Consider the following 16,302-nt stretch of genomic DNA (forward strand, 5'->3'; position numbering starts at 1 on the left):
TACCGGGTTTTATCAGGGCATTTCCGGCGGGGTAATACCGAAGTGATTCCAGGCGCGCACCGTCGCCATTCGGCCACGCGGCGTGCGCTGCAGGAACCCCTGCTGAATTAAGTACGGCTCCAGCACGTCTTCAATGGTTTCCCGCTCCTCGCCGATAGCCGCCGCGAGGTTATCGAGGCCGACCGGACCACCAAAGAATTTATCGATCACCGCCAATAGCAGCTTGCGATCCATATAGTCAAACCCTTCGGCATCCACGTTGAGCATATCCAGCGCCTGAGCGGCGATCTCAGCGGAGATAGTGCCATCGTGGCGCACTTCGGCGAAGTCGCGTACCCGGCGCAGCAGACGGTTGGCGATACGCGGTGTACCGCGCGCGCGACGGGCCACTTCCAGCGCCCCTTCCTCGCTCATCTCCAAACCCATATGACGGGCGCTGCGGCCTACGATATGCTGCAGGTCCGGCACTTGATAAAACTCGAGGCGCTGCACGATACCAAAGCGGTCGCGCAGCGGCGAAGTCAATGAACCGGCGCGGGTAGTCGCGCCAATCAGGGTGAACGGCGGCAGGTCGATTTTAATCGAGCGTGCGGCCGGGCCTTCGCCAATCATGATATCCAGCTGATAATCTTCCATTGCCGGATACAGTACCTCTTCCACTACCGGCGAAAGGCGGTGGATCTCATCAATAAACAGAACATCATGCGGCTCAAGGTTGGTCAGCATTGCCGCCAGGTCGCCGGCCTTTTCCAGCACCGGGCCGGAGGTGGTACGCAGATTCACGCCCATTTCGTTGGCGACGATATTAGCAAGCGTGGTTTTCCCCAACCCTGGTGGGCCAAAAATCAACAGGTGATCGAGCGCATCGCCGCGCAGTTTCGCCGCCTGGATAAAGATCTCCATCTGCGAACGCACCTGCGGCTGGCCGACATATTCTGCCAGTAATTTGGGGCGGATAGCGCGGTCAGCGGCCTCTTCGAAACCAATGCTGTCGCCTGATACCAGCCGATCTGCTTCAATCATCCCTTACCTCACAACGCCGCGCGCAGCGCTTCGCGGATTAGCGTTTCACTGTTGGCGTCCGGGCGAGCGATTTTGCTCACCATTCGGCTGGCCTCTTGTGGTTTATAGCCCAGCGCCACCAGCGCGGCAACCGCTTCTTGCTCCGCATCGTCGGCAGTTGGGCCGACAGGCGTGGTCAGCACCAGATCGGCGGCCGGAGTAAACAGATCGCCATGCAGGCCTTTAAAGCGATCTTTCATCTCGACAATTAAACGTTCGGCGGTTTTCTTGCCGATACCAGGCAGTTTCACCAGCGAGGCAACTTCTTCACGCTCAACGGCGTTCACAAACTGCTGCGCCGACATGCCGGAAAGGATAGCCAGCGCCAGCTTCGGCCCGACGCCGTTGGTTTTGATAAGCTCTTTAAACAGCGTGCGTTCCTGCTTGTTGTTAAAGCCGTACAGCAGCTGCGCGTCTTCACGCACCACAAAATGGGTGAAGACGATGGCTTCCTGCCCGGCTTCCGGTAGCTCGTAGAAGCAGGTCATCGGCATATGGACTTCATAACCTACGCCCCCGGTTTCCAGTAATACCAGCGGGGGTTGCTTTTCGAGAATGATGCCTCTGAGTCTGCCTATCACGTAGCGCTCCTGAATAAAGGGCCGAAAGTCTAATGCGTTATCATAAAAAAAGGCTGGATGAATATCCAGCCTGATTTGTGATTATCGTAACCGCCCTCGCGCCAGATTGAGCCTGGTCTCGCTAATCTGAGCCAGGTTCTGACTGAGGTGGCAATGGGTGATGGCGATGGCCAGCGCATCCGCCGCATCCGCCTGCGGATTTGCCGGAAGTTTCAGCAAGGTACGCACCATATGCTGTACCTGGCTCTTTTCCGCGCTACCGATTCCGACGACGGTTTGCTTAACCTGGCGGGCGGCGTACTCAAAGACCGGCAGGTCCTGGTTCGTCGCCGCGACAATCGCCACCCCGCGCGCCTGCCCAAGCTTCAACGCCGAATCGGCATTTTTCGCCATAAAGACCTGCTCGATAGCGAAATAGTCAGGCTGGAACTGGGTAATAATTTCGGTGACGCCGGCGTATATCAGCTTCAGCCGCGACGGCAGATCGTCTACTTTGGTGCGGATACATCCGCTGCCAAGGTAGCTCAACTGCCGCCCGACCTGGCGAATCACGCCATAACCGGTCACGCGTGACCCCGGGTCAATGCCGAGAATAATGGCCATCACGCGCCTCCAGTAATAACTCACCCGCAATACCGGCTACCGGCATCACAGCGTTGCGGCAACCTCATCAGAGATTTCGCCGTTATGATACACTTCCTGCACGTCGTCGCAGTCTTCCAGCATATCAATAAGACGCAGCAGCTTCGGCGCGGTTTCCGCGTCCATATCCGCTTTAGTCGACGGGATCATTGAGACTTCAGCAGCATCAGCTTTCAGGCCAGCGGCTTCCAGCGCATCACGCACCGCGCCCATCTCTTCCCAGGCGGTGTAAACGTCAATAGCGCCGTCGTCATAGGTAACGACGTCTTCAGCACCAGCTTCCAGCGCGGCTTCCATGATGGTGTCTTCGTCGCCTTTCTCGAAGGAGATCACGCCTTTTTTGCTAAACAGATAGGCCACGGAGCCGTCGGTTCCGAGGTTACCACCGGTTTTGGTAAAGGCGTGGCGTACTTCGGCGACGGTACGGTTACGGTTGTCGCTCAGACATTCAACCATTACCGCAGTGCCGCCCGGGCCGTAACCTTCATAAATGATGGTTTCCATGTTCGCGTCTTCATCACCGCCGACGCCGCGCGCGATGGCGCGGTTCAAGGTGTCGCGAGTCATGTTATTGGACAACGCTTTATCTACAGCCGCGCGCAGACGCGGGTTGGATGCCGGATCGCCGCCGCCCAGACGCGCAGCGGTGACCAGCTCGCGGATGATTTTAGTAAAGATCTTACCGCGCTTGGCATCTTGTGCCGCTTTGCGGTGTTTGGTGTTGGCCCATTTACTATGACCTGCCATAAAAAACTCTCCAAAAAAGCCGTCTTCCCGCGACAAACGCCGCGGGAAGTTATCCGGCGTTAATTACAAATTCTTCAATCGCCTGCCGGTTGCTCCACGATTTGGTTAGCGCGGCGGCATCCGACGCGCTAACCCAGCGGTAATCCAGATGTTCAGTGAAAACAATCTGGCGCTCATGGGGCAGCGCAAGACGGAACCAGAATTCCGTATTGCGCTCGACGCCCGGCGCATAGCGATGACGTAAGTGAGAAAATATCTCGAACTCCACCGTACGCTGACAGTCAATTAAGGCCAGTTGCTCGCGAGCAACGTCAATGGCGACCTCTTCCTTTACTTCGCGCGCGGCGGCCTGCAACGCGGTTTCCCCCTCTTCCAGGCTGCCGGTAACCGACTGCCAGAAAGCGGGATCGTCGCGTCGCTGCAACATCAGCACCCGCTTCGTATCTTCGGCGTAAATTACCACCAGAACGGAGACGGGCAGCTTGAATGACATCTTAGTTGTTCTCCGGAGACTCTTTTGCCTCTTTCGCCACAACCTGAATCCCCAGTTCGCCTAACGCGGCAGGATTCGCGAAGCTCGGCGCTTCGGTCATCAGGCACGCGGCAGCCGTCGTTTTCGGGAAGGCGATAACGTCACGGATGTTATCGGTACCGGTCAGCAGCATGGTCAGGCGATCGAGGCCAAACGCCAGGCCGGCATGCGGCGGCGTGCCGTACTTCAGCGCATCCAGCAGGAAGCCGAATTTTTCACGCTGTTCTTGTTCGTTAATGCCCAGAATGCCAAACACGGTTTGCTGCATTTCACCACTGTGGATACGCACCGAACCACCGCCGACTTCGTAGCCGTTGATGACCATATCGTAGGCGTTAGCCACAGCGTCTTCCGGAGCGGCTTTCAGCTCGGCGGCAGTCATATCTTTCGGCGAGGTGAACGGATGGTGCATCGCGGTCAGGCCGCCTTCGCCGTCGTCTTCGAACATCGGGAAGTCGATAACCCACAGCGGCGCCCATTTGTTCTCGTCGGTGAGATTCAGGTCTTTGCCCAGCTTCAGACGCAGCGCGCCGAGGGCATCGGCAACCACTTTCTTGTTGTCAGCGCCGAAGAAGATCATGTCGCCGTCCTGCGCGCCCGTGCGCTCAAGAATAGCTTCGACGATTTCGGCGTTGAGGAATTTCGCCACCGGGCTATTGATGCCTTCAAGGCCCTTCGCACGCTCGGTCACTTTAATATAGGCCAACCCTTTCGCACCGTAGATCTGTACGAATTTGCCGTATTCATCAATCTGTTTACGGGTCAGCGCCGCACCGCCCGGCACGCGTAAGGCAGCAACGCGGCCTTTGGCGTCGTTAGCCGGGCCGGAGAAGACGGCGAATTCGACCGCTTTCACCAGATCGGCTACGTCTACCAGCTCCATCGGGTTACGCAGGTCCGGCTTATCGGAACCGTAACGACGCTCCGCTTCGGCAAAGGTCATCACCGGGAATTGACCGAGGTCTACGCCCTTCACGTCCTGCCACAGCTTACGAACCAGATCTTCCATCACTTCACGCACCTGCGGCGCGGTCATGAACGAGGTTTCAACATCAATCTGAGTAAATTCAGGCTGACGGTCGGCACGCAGGTCTTCGTCGCGGAAGCATTTGACTATCTGATAGTAACGATCGAAACCGGACATCATCAGTAGCTGTTTGAACAGCTGCGGAGATTGCGGCAGCGCGTAGAATTTACCTTTATGAACGCGCGACGGCACGAGGTAGTCACGCGCGCCTTCCGGTGTGGCTTTAGTCAGCATCGGGGTTTCGATATCGAGGAACCCGTGATCGTCCATGAAGCGGCGCACGAAGCTGGTGATTTTGGCGCGGGTTTTCAGGCGCTGAGCCATTTCCGGACGACGCAGGTCCAGATAGCGGTATTTCAGGCGCGCTTCTTCGGTGTTGACGTGGTTGGAGTCCAGCGGCAGCGCTTCCGCGCGGTTGATGATGGTCAGGTCAGACGCCAGCACTTCGATTTCGCCGGTGGCCATCTCGCGGTTGACGTTGCGCTCTTCACGCGCACGCACGGTGCCGGTGATTTGGATGCAGAACTCATTACGCAGTTCGGAAGCCAGTTTTAATGCATCCGCACGATCCGGATCGAAAAACACCTGCACGATGCCTTCACGGTCGCGCATATCGATGAAGATAAGGCTACCGAGATCACGACGACGGTTGACCCAACCACACAGGGTCACTTGCTGCCCCACGTGGGACTGACGTAGCTGTCCGCAATATTCTGTACGCATGAGATATCCCTTAACTTAGCCGCAGGCGGATGTTGCCTGCCATGCAGGCGACGAGGTCGCAGCTTTGCTGAATGTCACTACTGAATGAAAAAAGGCGGCTATTATACTGGAAATTCTGTCTGACGATAAGCCCGACGCAGTTTGTACGCTGCTTTGCTGCGCGCTTATTGCTTGTGCTCACATAAATTAACAAAATTTGTTACCCTTGAGCCGAATTAGCAACGGTATTGTAGCGGCCTGACAAGAGAACAAGATACGGGGATACCATGTTAGAACTCAATGCGAAAAAAACCGCGCTGGTCGTTATTGACCTGCAAGAAGGCATTTTACCCTTTGCCGGCGGCCCGCATCGCGCCGACGAGGTGGTGACGCGCGCGGCAAAGCTGGCTGAAAAATGTCGTCAACAGGGTTCGCCCGTCATCATGGTTCGCGTCGGCTGGTCCGCCGATTTCGCTGAAGCGTTAAAACAGCTGGTAGATGCCCAGGCTGGCGCCGCGAAGCTGCCTGAAAACTGGTGGGTCTATCCGCCGGCGCTTGGCAAGCAGGATAGCGATCTTGAAGTGACGAAACGTCAGTGGGGCGCGTTCTACGGTACCGATCTTGAACTGCAGCTGCGCCGCCGCGGTATCGACACCATTATCCTTTGCGGTATCTCCACCAATATCGGCGTGGAATCCACCGCTCGCAATGCCTGGGAACTCGGTTTCAATCTGATCATCGCCGAGGATGCGTGCAGCGCTGCCTCCGCCGATCAGCATCAGGGCAGTATGACGCATATCTTCCCGCGCATCGCCCGCGTGCGCAGTACTGAGGGCATTCTCGCCGCCTTATGATTTATATCGGGCTCCCGCAATGGTCGCACCCTAAATGGGTGCGCCTTGGCATCACCGGCCTTGAAGAGTATGCCCGCCATTTTAACTGCGTGGAGGGTAATACCACCCTGTATGCCTTACCAAAGGCCGAGATAGTCGATCGCTGGTATCAACAAACTCACGATGATTTTCGGTTCTGTTTCAAATTCCCGGCCACGATTTCGCATCAGGCGGCACTGCGCGACTGCGACGATTTAAGCCACGAATTTTTTACCCGTCTGGCGCCGCTGGAATCGCGCATCGGCCAGTACTGGTTGCAGTTGCCCGCCACCTTCGGGCCACGAGACCTCCCTGCCCTGTGGCATTTTCTCGATACGCTACCGAAAAACTTCACCTACGGCGTTGAAGTTCGCCATCCCGAGTTTTTCGCCAAAGGCGATGCCGAACAGCAGCTTAATCGCGGGCTACACCAGCGCAACGCCAATCGAGTTATCCTCGATAGCCGCCCGGTGCATAGCGCCGTCGCGCGTAATCCGGCGATGATCGACGCGCAGAAAAAGAAACCCAAAGTCCCGGTTCACGCGGTCATGACCGCGGAGCAGCCGATGGTGCGCTTTATCGGCAGCGATGATATGGCGCAGAATCGCGAATTGTTTCGCGTCTGGCTACAGACGCTGCCAAAATGGCATCAGTCGGCCACGCCGTGGCTGTTTTTGCATACCCCGGATATCGCCCAGGCGCCTGAACTGGTAGATACCTTATGGGAAGACCTACGCGCGGTGCTGCCGCAAGTCGGCGCCGCACCGTCAATTCCGCAGCAATCCTCGCTTTTCTGATATCCTGCTATGATAGTCGGAGCCACCTGACATAATTAAAGGGAGTTTTGGGTATGGTCAGCGCGCTGTATGCGGTTTTGGGTGCGTTATTGTTAATCAAGTTTTCCTTCGACGTGGTACGTCTGCGCATGCAGTATCGCGTCGGCTATGGCGACGGTGGTTTTAGCGAACTACAGGTCGCCATTCGCGTTCATGGCAATGCCGTGGAATACGTCCCCATTGGGCTTATCTTGCTGCTGTTTATGGAAATGAACGGCGCGCTAACCTGGATGGTGCACGTTTGCGGTATTTTGCTGATTGCCGGGCGCCTGATGCACTCGTACGGTTTCCATCATCGCCTGTTCCGCTGGCGGCGTTCCGGAATGAGCGCCACCTGGTGCTCGCTGTTGCTGATGGTGCTGGCTAACCTGTGGTATATGCCCTGGGAGTTGGTTTTCTCCCTGCGTTAGCGCACAATACGCCGTTTTCGTTTTTTCGGGTTTAACGTTATGTCTCACCGCGATACGCTTTTTTCCGCGCCGATTGCCAGTCTCGGCGACTGGACCTTTGATGAACGGGTAGCCGAAGTCTTCCCGGATATGATCCAGCGCTCTGTTCCTGGTTATTCCAATATTATTTCGATGATCGGCATGCTGGCTGAGCGTTTTGTTCAGCCAAACACTCAGGTTTACGATCTTGGCTGTTCGCTCGGCGCCGCGACGCTTTCCGTGCGCCGCAATATTGCGCACCCGGGGTGCAAAATTATCGCCATTGATAACTCCCCGGCGATGGTAGAACGTTGCCGTCGTCATATTGATGCCTATAAAGCGCCAACGCCGGTTGAGGTTATTGAGGGCGATATTCGCCATATCGCCATTGAAAATGCCTCGATGGTCGTGCTGAACTTCACTATTCAGTTCCTCGAACCGAGCGAACGTCAGGCGATCCTTGATAAAGTATATCAAGGGCTCAATCCGGGCGGCGCGCTGGTGCTTTCCGAAAAATTCAGCTTTGAAGATGCCAACGTCGGCGAACTGCTGTTCAACATGCACCATGACTTCAAGCGCGCCAATGGCTATAGCGAACTGGAAATCAGCCAGAAACGCAGCATGCTGGAAAACGTCATGCTGACCGATTCGGTTGAAACCCATAAAGCGCGCCTTCGTCAGGCCGGATTTGAACATGCCGAACTGTGGTTCCAGTGCTTTAATTTTGGTTCGTTGGTGGCGGTTAAATCCGAGGAACGGGCATGATCGACTTCAGTAATTTTTATCAGTTGATCGCGAAAGGACCGCTCTCCCACTGGCTGGAAACCCTGCCCGCTCAGGTCGCGGCCTGGCAACGCGAAGCGCTGCACGGTAAGTTTCGCGAATGGGAACGCGCCGTTGAGTTTCTGCCCGAGCTGGCGCCCTGGCGTCTCGATCTATTGCATAGCGTCACGGCGGAAAGCGAAACGCCACTCAGCGAAGGCCACCAGCTGCGAATTGAAAATCTGCTGCGAAACCTGATGCCGTGGCGTAAAGGCCCTTATTCGCTGTATGGCATTAATATCGATACCGAATGGCGCTCCGACCTGAAATGGGAACGCGTGCTGCCGCATCTTTCCGATCTCACCGGTCGTACTATTCTTGATGTCGGCTGCGGCAGTGGTTATCACATGTGGCGAATGATTGGCGCCGGCGCGCATCTGGCGGTCGGTATCGATCCAACCCAGCTGTTCTTATGCCAGTTTGAAGCGGTACGCAAACTCATCGGCAACGATCAGCGCGCGCACCTACTGCCGCTAGGCATCGAACAACTGCCGGCGCTGGAAGCTTTTGATACCGTCTTTTCGATGGGAGTGCTGTATCACCGCCGTTCCCCGCTGGATCATCTGTGGCAGCTCAAAGATCAGTTAGCCCCCGGCGGCGAACTGGTACTGGAGACGCTGGTCGTTGAAGGTGATGAGAACACCGTGCTGGTGCCAGGCGACCGCTACGCGCAAATGCGTAACGTTTATTTCATTCCTTCCGCCGCCGCGCTAAAACAGTGGCTGGAGAAGTGCGGATTCATCGATGTGCGCATTGTTGATACCTGCGTCACCACCAGTGAAGAGCAGCGCCGCACCGAATGGATGACGACGGAATCACTCGCCGACTTCCTCGACCCGCATGACAGCAGCAAAACGCTGGAAGGTTACCCCGCGCCGCTGCGCGCGGTGATCGTCGCCACTAAACCAGAGACGCAACAGTCGCTGGCGAAAAAAGCGGCCGCGGCCAGGGCGTAATTCACCTCAGCCGAACACTGGCGCTCGTGGGATAAAAAAAGGCCCCTGTTGAAATTGCAGGGGCCTGGTACGGGCAATCATCATATTGGGCGACATGATGTGCAGCAAAAAACGGTTAGCTTCGCGGGCTAATCCCGCGCGGCAGAAATAATCTGTTTCATTTCCGCTACCGCTTCGCCGTTAACGGCATAGCGGCAATATTCATCGGCATCTGCGTCGGTGGACATTGATAACCCCGGATTACGAAAGCGCATCGGCGATGGCAACCACTGCCCCGCTGAGCTATGCACCTCTTTGAGGCCTGCCTGCAGAAACTTTTGCAGATTGGCAGCCCGCACTCCCGCTCCGGCCATAATGATTGGAGTATCGCCCAGCGCAATTAGTTCCATAATTTTTGCAAGACCTTGTTCCGCCGTTGGCCGTTGACCGGAAGTAAGGATGCGAGCAACGCCAAGTTCAGCAAGCGAATGCCAGGCCTGACGCGGGTCGGCGCACATATCAAAGGCCCGATGGAAGGTCACCGCCAGCGGACCCGCCGCCGCCATAATTTTTCGCATACGGGGGATATCCACCTGGCCGTCAGCATCGAGTACGCCAATCACCAGACCAGCAAAACCCAGATCTCTGACCGTCGCCACATCATCCAGCATGGCGGCAAATTCACCCTCGGTGTAACAAAAATCGCCGCCGCGCGGACGGATAATCGGATGAACCGGAATCGAGATATTGTCTCGCACCGAACGCAGCACGCCCAACGACGGCGTTAACCCGCCCTCCTGCGGCGCGGCGCAAAGTTCAATGCGATCGGCGCCGCAGCGCTGCGCCTCCAGCGCGCATTCCATGCTATAGCAGCAAACTTCCAGCAACATCGATTCCTTCTCCATTTTCATCACGGGCAGCACAGCATGTCACGATTTTTCCCCGCAGACGCCGCGCGGCTTCACACTGTTAAGTATCGGTTCGCTCGCTGGCGACGATTTGCTCGATCGACCAGGGATGGAATTTGATGGTCACTTTGCCGTCCGTGACCGCAAGCGTCGGGTTCGGCAAGCGTTCACGCTCCCCTTTCGGCGAGCTGGTTTTTACGAAAATTCCCGGCTGGCTGAGCCCGTCATCGGAAAGCAAGGCCAGCGCGCGAGCGTTGAGGGTTTCCGGCTCGCCCGGCAGAACGATTTCGATATGTTCCCAGCCTTCGTGCGGATAGCGTTTTTCCCCCGGCCATGGCAACTCCACAACCGTAAAGCGCCAGTGGGCGACACAAATAGGTTCGGCAAGCTTAAATAAGCAAATGGGGCGGCCATTAATGATATTTTCCGATAGCAGCGCGCCGCAACGCTCCAGCCCCTGCCGCCAGCGTTCCGCCGTGGTATTTTGATGACAGCGCAGCGAGATATGGTCGGCGTCCAGCGGCGCAAGCTCCAACCCCAACCGTTCGGCCAGCGCTTGCAGCGCATCGCTAAAACGCGGTAAATCCGCCGAAATATCTTTCAGTTCATCAATTTGCTGCCAGTTCGCCATCTTGCGCCTCGGTCATTGCTAAAAAGGCTAATTTATCCTGTTTCGCCGCCCCGACCAACCGCCAATCCGCGCGCCTGAACAACGAATGGTTATTCATTAAGCGTGCCGCTTTACAACTTGCGCGCGGTGCTGACGGCTGGGCGCAAATGCAGTATACTCCCGCCTTAATTTGTCCATGTTCCGGCGCCGCCCCACAGGGGTTCTCGCGCCTTAAAAGTAAGGTATTCCGGTGAATATTCAGGCTCTTCTCTCAGAAAAAGTCAGCCAGGCCCTGATCGCGGCAGGCGCGCCTGCCGATTGCGAACCTCAGGTCCGCCAGTCAGCAAAAGTTCAGTTCGGCGACTATCAGGCCAATGGCGTGATGGCTGTGGCCAAAAAACTGGGCATGGCGCCGCGACAACTTGCAGAGCAGGTACTGTCTCATCTCGATCTGAACGGCATTGCCAATAAAGTCGAAATCGCCGGGCCGGGCTTTATCAATATTTTCCTCGATCCGGCCTTCCTGGCGGAAAACGTCAATCTCGCGCTGCAGTCCGAGCGCCTGGGCGTGGCGAAACCACAGTCGCAGACCATCGTTGTTGACTACTCCGCGCCGAACGTGGCGAAAGAGATGCACGTCGGCCATCTGCGTTCAACCATCATCGGCGATGCCTCGGTACGTACTCTGGAATTCCTCGGCCATCGCGTTATCCGCGCCAACCACGTCGGTGACTGGGGTACCCAGTTCGGGATGCTGATCGCTTATCTGGAAAAGCAGCAGCAGGAAAACGCCGGCGAAATGGCGCTGGCCGACCTCGAAGGTTTCTACCGCGAAGCGAAAAAGCACTATGACGAAGACGAAGCGTTCGCCGAGCGCGCGCGTAGCTACGTGGTTAAGCTGCAGGGCGGCGACGAGTACTTCCTGCAGATGTGGCGTAAACTGGTCGACATCACCATGTCGCAAAACCAGATCACCTACGATCGCCTGAATGTCACCCTGACTCGCGATGATGTGATGGGTGAAAGCCTGTACAATCCGATGCTGCCGGGGATCGTTGCCGATCTGAAAGCAAAAGGTATGGCCGTCGAGAGCGAAGGCGCGACCGTGGTCTTCCTTGATGAATACAAAAACAAAGAAGGCGAACCGATGGGCGTCATCATCCAGAAAAAGGATGGCGGCTACCTCTACACCACTACCGATATCGCCTGCGCAAAATACCGTTATGAAACGCTGCATGCCGACCGCGTGCTCTACTACATCGACTCTCGTCAGCATCAGCACCTGATGCAGGCATGGACCATTGTCCGTAAAGCCGGCTATGTACCTGAATCCGTACCGCTGGAACACCACATGTTCGGCATGATGCTCGGGAAAGATGGTAAACCGTTTAAAACCCGCGCCGGCGGTACCGTCAAACTGGCCGATCTGCTGGACGAAGCGCTGGAGCGCGCACGCCGCCTGGTGGCCGAGAAGAACCCGGATATGCCTGCCGATGAGCTGGAAAAACTGGCCAATGCGGTGGGTATCGGCGCGGTGAAATATGCCGATCTGTCGAAAAACCGTACTACCGATTACATTTTCGACTGGGATAACATGCTGGCGTTCGAAGGTAATACCGCGCCTTACATGCAGTATGCCTATACCCGCGTGCTGTCGGTGTTCCGTAAAGCCGGTATCGACGAAAGCGCGCTGGCTGCCGCGCCGGTGGTTATTAGCGAAGATCGCGAAGCGCAGTTGGCTGCCCGCCTGCTGCAGTTCGAAGAAACGCTGGCCGTCGTCGCCCGTGAAGGTACTCCGCACGTGATGTGCGCCTATCTGTACGATCTGGCCGGGCTGTTCTCTGGTTTCTACGAACACTGCCCAATCCTCAGCGCCGAAAGCGAAGAGGCCCGTAATAGCCGCCTGAAACTGGCGCAGCTGACGGCGAAGACGCTGAAGCTGGGTCTTGATACTCTGGGTATTGAGACCGTAGAGCGGATGTAAAAACAAACCCGGTGAAAGCCGGGTTTGTATTATCAGGAGCCCCGGTACGCGCGGCGTGGCCGGGGAATCTATGCCGCTATCAGAAATATTTGCGCAGATATTCCGTCAGACAAAGAATCGCCATCGCCTGGCCGTACGGCATCGACGTCAGCGGAATTTGCCGATAAAAATCGAGATCGGTGCCCATCCCGGTACCAAACGAAGTTTGCAGCAGTTCCCCCTCTGGTGAAATATTACGCACAATCCCGCGTATCGCCTTTTCGGCAACCTCGGTGTACTCCGCCCCGATATAACGCTTGCGTATCGCTTTCAGGATGCCGTAAGCAAAGCCCGCCGTCGCTGACGCTTCAAGGTAGGAATGCGGATCGTCGAGCAGGGTATGCCAGAGGCCGCTCTCATCCTGACAGTCAGCTAACGCGGCAATTTGCGCATTCAGTACCTGTAGCAGATAGCGGCGCACCGCACTCCCCTCTGGCAAATCCACCAGCTCAAGGAAGTCCGGGATAACGATGGTGAGCCAGCTGTTACCCCGCGCCCAGCGCGCACGCGCAAAGTTGTGCCGACCGTCGTAATTCCAGCCGTGGAACCACAGGCCAGTCTCTTTGTCCATCAGGTTCTGTACATGCAGCAAGAACTGATAGGTTGCTTCTTCAATGTAGTGCGGACGATTTAGTAATTTACCGATTTTGGCTAGCGGCAGCACCGTCATCATCAGCGTGTCATCCCACATCTGCTGATGGTTCTCTTCCGCCAGGGTAATGTGCTGCATGCCTCCCTGCTCGGTGCGCGGCATCTCATGCATCGCCCACTCGGCCCAGCTATCGAGCCACGGGAGATACTCCTGACGCCCGGTCTCTTCATAGCGATAAGCCAGCGTCAAAAACGGCGCCATGGTATTAACGTTTTTGGTGGTTGCCCCTTCGGCGAAGCGGTCGGCGAACCAGCCGTCAATGATATCGCGCATGGCGGTATCGCCGGTTTGTTGATAATACTGGTAGATGCCGTACAGGCCAACGCCGTGGGTCCATTCCCAACCGGCCCAACCTTTGGTATCGATGACTCGCCCGTCGTCCAGCCGCAGTAAAAATTGCCCGCTTTCATCCTTAATATTCACCAGGTTTTGCGTCACATTACGGATCAATGCCTGAAGCTCGCTGCGAGCGATAAAGCGCTCAGGCTGACGCAATAATGGGCTATGTTTGACCGGCCAAACTTTCATGTTCTTAACCTCTGGTATATGTCGAATTCAAAGCACCGCCCTGATTCAGCGCCGGGGCGGCAGGTTTATTGCGATTCAGGTAACCAATATTGTTATTGCCCCACAGGCATTCGTAAGGCATCCCCGCCAGCTGCTCAACCACCGCGCGGTTTTCCGCTGTCGCCCGCTCGGGCTGCGCGTAACCGACATCGCGCATCATTAGCGTCTCGGCGCGCAGCACGCTATGCGTATGCAGATTGAGTTTAAAGCACAGGGAGACCAGGAAGCCGCAAGCCAGCACCACCAACGTACCGACGCTAAGGATCAACAGAATGGTATGACTCACGCCTTCCGGCTGAATTTTTTGCCCGGAGACAAAGCCCGATAGTTGCATGATGATGCCAACCAGCATCACCGCCCCCGCCTGCGACGCTTTGCGGGTCAGCGTCATGATACCGGCGAAAATGCCCTCCCGACGCTGGCCGGTAATGACTTCGTCGACGTCGGCAATATAGGTGTAGGTATTCCACGGCACGTAATTAATGCCGCCGCGCCCCAGACCCGCGATAGCAGAAATGAGCAGTAATAATGAATAGACGTCGCTCAGCCCCGCGTAATAGAGCACGGCATATGAGAGTGAGCTCAAACCGAACAGCACCACTACCATGCGGTATGAAGGCGCCGGGCCAAAGCGGATGCAGAGCGGGATCATGGCGATGACCGCGATAAACTGGAAGATAGCCATCGTGCCGAGTAAGTTAGAGGCGACGGAGGCATCCTGCATCAGCACAAAGACCACATAATAGGTAAACACCGCATTGAAAACGTCCTGCGCGATGTAACCGCCCAGATACATACCAAGATGCTGGCGGAAGATTTTAATGCGCAGCGTAGAGCTAAGCTCAATAAACAGCCGGTTAAGACTCTGCGCGAGGGTTAAATTGCGTTTTTCTTCTTCTGCGCGCAGCGCCGCTTCAGACCACGCTTCCCGAGGGCGCTCCCAGGTAAAAAACCAGACGAAGGTCAGCATCAGGGCGCACAGCACCGAAAAGACCAGGCTTGCGTAAAAAAATGAGCTGGCGTTGTCTTTACCCAGTTGGGTGAGCAGAATCCCCGGTAAAAACGAGGCTAATATCGCCGACATTTGCGCCATGGAAATACGCGCGCCTGAAAATTTGGTCTTCTGTTTGAAATCATCGGTCATCTCCGGCACCAGCGTCTCGTAGGGCACCAGAATCATGGTATAGACAATATCAAACAGCAGATAAGTCGCGAGGTAATACCAGAACCCCATATCGCCTACCCACATCATTGAGTAGCTAAAGACACAGGGAATACCGAGCAAAATAAAAAATTTGCGTCTGCCGAATCGCTTACCCAGCCAGGTAGAGCCAAAGTTATCGGTTAAGAAGCCCATCAGGGGGCTAACGACTGCGTCGAGTACGCGCGCGGTGGCGAAAATGAGCGTCGCCTCAATGGGGGATAGCCCGCAGAAAGTGGTGTAAAAATAGAGTAGCCATGCTGCGGTAAGCGCGGTAGTTCCCGCGCCGAGAAAATCGCCGGAACCATAGGCGAGATAATTAGCCAAACCGATTTTTCGTGTTTTCATCGCCGTAAATCCTGTCTCTTTTTTATTAGATAACTTCGGCCTTACCAGGCTATACCGAAGTTTTGCGGATACATGGCTACAGTAAGATCATGAAAACCGGCTTACCTTTGCATTTTTGCCAGTACTAATCATTCAGTGGCAAAAAAACAAAGGGCCGGGCAACATGCGTCACCGATTTATAAAACAGCGTTTCTTTTAAAGCAAAAGAGAGAATCATTTTTGCGAGTCGGCTGCCAGAATCTGATATTACACGGTTGGAGAAAGGCGTTTTTAACCGCGCGAATACCCCTTGTGGAAAGATGGAATTAGGAGTAAAGAAAGTAGAAAGATCCCGTTGCGTATCTCAAGGAGGCTAGATGCCCTACTCTCATCTGTTAGTCGCCGTCGCCCCAACGCCGGAAAGCCGCATGTTGGTCAATAAAGCGGTGTCTATCGCACGTCCGCTTAATGCGCAGGTTAGCCTGATCACGCTGGCGACAGATCCGGAAATGTATAATCAGTTCGCCGCGCCGATGATGGAGAATTTGCGTGAGATTATGCAGGAGGAGACACGTAGCTTTCTTAATGAACTCGCCGCCCAGGCGGACTATCCCATCAGCAAAATGACCATCGCCAGCGGCGAACTTTGTCATCACGTGAAGGATTTTTGCCGTCAGCATCACGTCGACCTGGTGATCTGCGGCAACCATAACCAGAGCCTGTTTTCCCGCGCAACCTGTTCAGCGAAGAATATCGTCGGCAGCAGCGGAGTCGATGTGCTGTTGGTTTCCCTGGAATAAGCTGATGCCGAAGCATCAGCCATTTTGA

17 protein-coding genes are annotated in these 16,302 nt (G+C 55.8%); 7 read left to right on the forward strand and 10 right to left on the reverse strand.

Annotated features, from left to right (window positions below):
- Positions 1 to 12: 12 nt before the first annotated feature.
- The 6 genes from ruvB to aspS form a co-directional block, all read right to left on the reverse strand.
- Positions 13 to 1,023 carry a Holliday junction branch migration DNA helicase RuvB gene (ruvB, locus tag AC22LX_RS06575; RefSeq protein ID WP_015365990.1) on the reverse strand — a complete coding sequence of 337 codons (1,011 nt, stop codon included), beginning with the start codon at positions 1,021 to 1,023 and terminating at the stop codon, positions 13 to 15.
- Between the two features lie 8 nt (positions 1,024 to 1,031).
- Positions 1,032 to 1,643 (reverse strand): Holliday junction branch migration protein RuvA, encoded by a 612-nt coding sequence (gene ruvA / locus AC22LX_RS06580; protein ID WP_045390313.1) that lies wholly within the window; start codon positions 1,641 to 1,643, stop codon positions 1,032 to 1,034.
- 81 nt (positions 1,644 to 1,724) lie between these two features.
- Entirely contained in the window at positions 1,725 to 2,246 is a 522-nt protein-coding gene (gene ruvC, locus AC22LX_RS06585) for a crossover junction endodeoxyribonuclease RuvC (protein ID WP_015365988.1), read from the reverse strand.
- 45 nt (positions 2,247 to 2,291) lie between these two features.
- Positions 2,292 to 3,032: a YebC/PmpR family DNA-binding transcriptional regulator gene (locus AC22LX_RS06590; protein WP_015365987.1), complete on the reverse strand. Its 741-nt coding sequence runs from the start codon at positions 3,030 to 3,032 to the stop codon at positions 2,292 to 2,294.
- Between the two features lie 49 nt (positions 3,033 to 3,081).
- Positions 3,082 to 3,525 carry a dihydroneopterin triphosphate diphosphatase gene (gene nudB, locus AC22LX_RS06595; RefSeq protein ID WP_015365986.1) on the reverse strand — a complete coding sequence of 148 codons (444 nt, stop codon included), beginning with the start codon at positions 3,523 to 3,525 and terminating at the stop codon, positions 3,082 to 3,084.
- A 1-nt stretch (position 3,526) separates the two neighbouring features.
- Positions 3,527 to 5,314 (reverse strand): aspartate--tRNA ligase, encoded by a 1,788-nt coding sequence (aspS, locus tag AC22LX_RS06600; protein WP_032705959.1) that lies wholly within the window; start codon positions 5,312 to 5,314, stop codon positions 3,527 to 3,529.
- A 266-nt stretch (positions 5,315 to 5,580) separates the two neighbouring features.
- Between aspS and AC22LX_RS06605 the strand changes: the two genes are divergently transcribed.
- The 5 genes from AC22LX_RS06605 to cmoB are packed head-to-tail and all read left to right on the forward strand — an operon-like array spanning position 5,581 to position 9,207.
- Positions 5,581 to 6,147 (forward strand): hydrolase, encoded by a 567-nt coding sequence (locus AC22LX_RS06605; RefSeq protein ID WP_063448032.1) that lies wholly within the window; start codon positions 5,581 to 5,583, stop codon positions 6,145 to 6,147.
- Positions 6,144 to 6,962 carry a DUF72 domain-containing protein gene (locus AC22LX_RS06610; RefSeq protein ID WP_047066811.1) on the forward strand — a complete coding sequence of 273 codons (819 nt, stop codon included), beginning with the start codon at positions 6,144 to 6,146 and terminating at the stop codon, positions 6,960 to 6,962. The genes AC22LX_RS06605 and AC22LX_RS06610 overlap by 4 nt, the downstream gene beginning before the upstream one ends.
- A gap of 53 nt (positions 6,963 to 7,015) precedes the next feature.
- A complete protein-coding gene (locus AC22LX_RS06615) occupies positions 7,016 to 7,411 on the forward strand; it encodes an MAPEG family protein (RefSeq protein ID WP_015365982.1) in 396 nt (131 codons plus the stop codon).
- Between the two features lie 39 nt (positions 7,412 to 7,450).
- Positions 7,451 to 8,194: a carboxy-S-adenosyl-L-methionine synthase CmoA gene (gene cmoA / locus AC22LX_RS06620; protein WP_015365981.1), complete on the forward strand. Its 744-nt coding sequence runs from the start codon at positions 7,451 to 7,453 to the stop codon at positions 8,192 to 8,194.
- Positions 8,191 to 9,207, forward strand: a complete 1,017-nt coding sequence (cmoB, locus tag AC22LX_RS06625; protein WP_045390306.1) for a tRNA 5-methoxyuridine(34)/uridine 5-oxyacetic acid(34) synthase CmoB — start codon at positions 8,191 to 8,193, stop codon at positions 9,205 to 9,207. Before cmoA ends, cmoB begins: the two co-directional genes overlap by 4 nt.
- Before the next feature lie 128 nt (positions 9,208 to 9,335).
- Here the strand turns inward: cmoB and cutC are convergent, their stop codons facing one another.
- Both cutC and AC22LX_RS06635 read right to left on the reverse strand, forming a co-directional pair.
- On the reverse strand, positions 9,336 to 10,076 hold the full coding sequence (gene cutC, locus AC22LX_RS06630; protein ID WP_047077749.1) for a copper homeostasis protein CutC: 741 nt from the start codon (positions 10,074 to 10,076) through the stop codon (positions 9,336 to 9,338).
- A 79-nt stretch (positions 10,077 to 10,155) separates the two neighbouring features.
- Entirely contained in the window at positions 10,156 to 10,725 is a 570-nt protein-coding gene (locus AC22LX_RS06635; protein WP_047045558.1) for a VOC family protein, read from the reverse strand.
- Between the two features lie 229 nt (positions 10,726 to 10,954).
- Here AC22LX_RS06635 and argS point away from each other — a divergent pair, with 229 nt between their 5' ends.
- A complete protein-coding gene (gene argS, locus AC22LX_RS06640) occupies positions 10,955 to 12,688 on the forward strand; it encodes an arginine--tRNA ligase (protein WP_045390301.1) in 1,734 nt (577 codons plus the stop codon).
- 79 nt (positions 12,689 to 12,767) lie between these two features.
- Here argS and bglB read toward each other — a convergent pair whose 3' ends face one another.
- Together bglB and AC22LX_RS06650 are read right to left on the reverse strand one after the other, a co-directional pair.
- Positions 12,768 to 13,907, reverse strand: a complete 1,140-nt coding sequence (gene bglB, locus AC22LX_RS06645; RefSeq protein WP_063448031.1) for a beta-galactosidase BglB — start codon at positions 13,905 to 13,907, stop codon at positions 12,768 to 12,770.
- Positions 13,908 to 13,911: 4 nt separating this feature from the next.
- Positions 13,912 to 15,495, reverse strand: a complete 1,584-nt coding sequence (locus AC22LX_RS06650; protein ID WP_063448030.1) for an MFS transporter — start codon at positions 15,493 to 15,495, stop codon at positions 13,912 to 13,914.
- Between the two features lie 356 nt (positions 15,496 to 15,851).
- On the opposite strand from AC22LX_RS06650, the gene uspC reads away from it, so the two are divergent.
- Positions 15,852 to 16,274: a universal stress protein UspC gene (gene uspC, locus AC22LX_RS06655; protein ID WP_045376202.1), complete on the forward strand. Its 423-nt coding sequence runs from the start codon at positions 15,852 to 15,854 to the stop codon at positions 16,272 to 16,274.
- Positions 16,275 to 16,302 lie beyond the last annotated feature (28 nt).

It is taken from the genome of Klebsiella sp. PK01, assembly GCF_057624675.1.